The following is a 1708-nucleotide window of genomic DNA, read 5'->3' on the forward strand; positions in this document are numbered from 1 at the left end:
GCAGTCGATCTTCCTACATCAGCAATCAACGCAGAAGGTGGGAGCAGGACAGCGGTTACAATCGAGCGCATATTCGGGGAGAACTTCGAGGTTTATGGCGCGCAAGGTCTGGTGGCAGATGTTGCGCGAGGGGTTCGACGTTGCCCGCTGCGCGGTCGAACGCCTGATGGCCGACCTCCGCCTGCAGGGCGTCATTCGCGGTAAGCCACACCGCACGACCGTCCGGGGCGTGGCTGCGCCGTGCCCGCAGGACCATGTCAACCGGGTGTTCCATGCGCCGGCGCCAAACCGGCTCTGGGTCTCAGACTTTACCTATGTCTCGACTTGGTCGGGCTTCGTCCATGTCGCCTTCGTCATCGACGCCTATGCTCGGCGGATCGTTGGCTGGAGAGTATCGCGGACGGCGCATGCGAGCTTCGTACTCGACGCGCTGGAGCAGGCCCTGCACGAGCGTCGGCCTGTGCACCGCGGTGGGCTGGTGCATCATTCGGATCGCGGCTCGCAATATGTCAGCAACCGCTATACCGAGCGCCTCGGAGAGGCGGGCATCGAGCCCTCCGTCGGCAGTGTGGGGGATAGCTATGACAACGCTCTCGCCGAGACGATCAACGGACTCTACAAAGCCGAGCTGATCCATCGGCGCGGGCCGTGGCGATCCTTCGAAGCCGTGGAGTTCGCGACACTGACCTGGGTCGACTGGTTCAGCAATCGCCGGTTGCTGGAGCCCATAGGCAACATCCCTCCGGCCGAAGCCGAAGAACGCTACTACGCTATGCTGGATGAGCCTGCCATTGCGGCATGGCGCAAACGAAACGGCCTCCGGCGAAGCCGGGGCGGTTCACCTGGCCCATAGCGCGTCCTTCCACTCAGGACTGAATAATGCACCATTAAATGCCGGGACTAAATACGTAGCACGGTATTTGACTGGCTTTGGGGTCGGCAGCCGAACGTCTGCTATACGTGCTCTACGCCCAGAAGTGGACAGTCCGTAGCCGGCCCCATGTGCCCATGCGATCGAAAACTCACTCGCTCGGACTCTGCGCTGGATAATCCCTGGAATACTGGTGCATGGCGGTCAGCACCTCAAACGCGCCGGGCAAGTCCTCAACGAGAGTCTGGGACTGAAAGGATCCATCGTCCCGTCTCGTCACCCGGCATATGTCATGCATGTTATCGCCCCACCGAGTCACGTTCAGCTGATGGGCTCCCACCTGAACTGTTGGCGATATATCGAATACCATCTCCGTTTCACTCAGGTTGGAAAGCCACTCAGCGGTGGTGCGCAGCCACTCCGCAATGTTTGCGGTTTCTGCAATGAGGCGCGCCCAACCATAGCCGGGCGGCTTCGGAGACGGGAATTCCAGCCGTATGCTCATGATATTGCCCCGTACACCGAAAACCCGTGGATAGGCGCGCACGTTTGTGGTTATCAAAATTTCGCAGGTCGTCTCCTTTGCTTTCGTGTTCTGTGGAACGAGTTCGCAAAATCCGCGTACTGCGGCTTTTCGAGAAGGAAAGCAGCATCAAGGGTATCGCAGGACAGTGCCGCTGCCAACAAGATGGTGTTTTATGGCGATTGTCGTCGAAGGATTATGTCGTATGGATATCCATTATCTGAGATTGGAGGTTTTGATGCATCAGTTGAGGTGTAACCGCTGTTCTCAGGCCACGGCCTTGATTGGGTCCGAGGCGTATGCCCATGGCAGCA

2 protein-coding genes and 1 pseudogene are annotated in these 1708 nt (G+C 59.0%); 2 read left to right on the top strand and 1 reads right to left on the bottom strand.

The window, feature by feature from the left end:
• Positions 1 to 853: pseudogene (locus IE243_RS22680) on the top strand (IS3 family transposase); the annotation flags it as partial.
• 169 nt (positions 854 to 1022) lie between these two features.
• Here the strand turns inward: IE243_RS22680 and IE243_RS22685 are convergent.
• Positions 1023 to 1376 carry a hypothetical protein gene (locus IE243_RS22685; protein WP_191321544.1) on the bottom strand — a complete coding sequence of 118 codons (354 nt, stop codon included), beginning with the start codon at positions 1374 to 1376 and terminating at the stop codon, positions 1023 to 1025.
• A gap of 46 nt (positions 1377 to 1422) precedes the next feature.
• On the opposite strand from IE243_RS22685, the gene IE243_RS23335 reads away from it, so the two are divergent.
• Positions 1423 to 1708 (top strand): hypothetical protein (locus IE243_RS23335; protein WP_210319968.1); only part of this gene is annotated, 286 nt, incomplete at its 3' end.

The organism is Camelimonas fluminis, assembly GCF_014656355.1.
In the GTDB taxonomy this organism is placed as follows: Bacteria; Pseudomonadota; Alphaproteobacteria; order Rhizobiales; family Beijerinckiaceae; genus Camelimonas; species Camelimonas fluminis.

Excerpts from the sequence above, each read along its gene's own strand:
- IE243_RS22685 (WP_191321544.1), bottom strand. The coding sequence starts at position 1,376 with ATGAGCATACGGCTGGAATTCCCGTCTCCGAAGCCGCCCGGCTATGGT.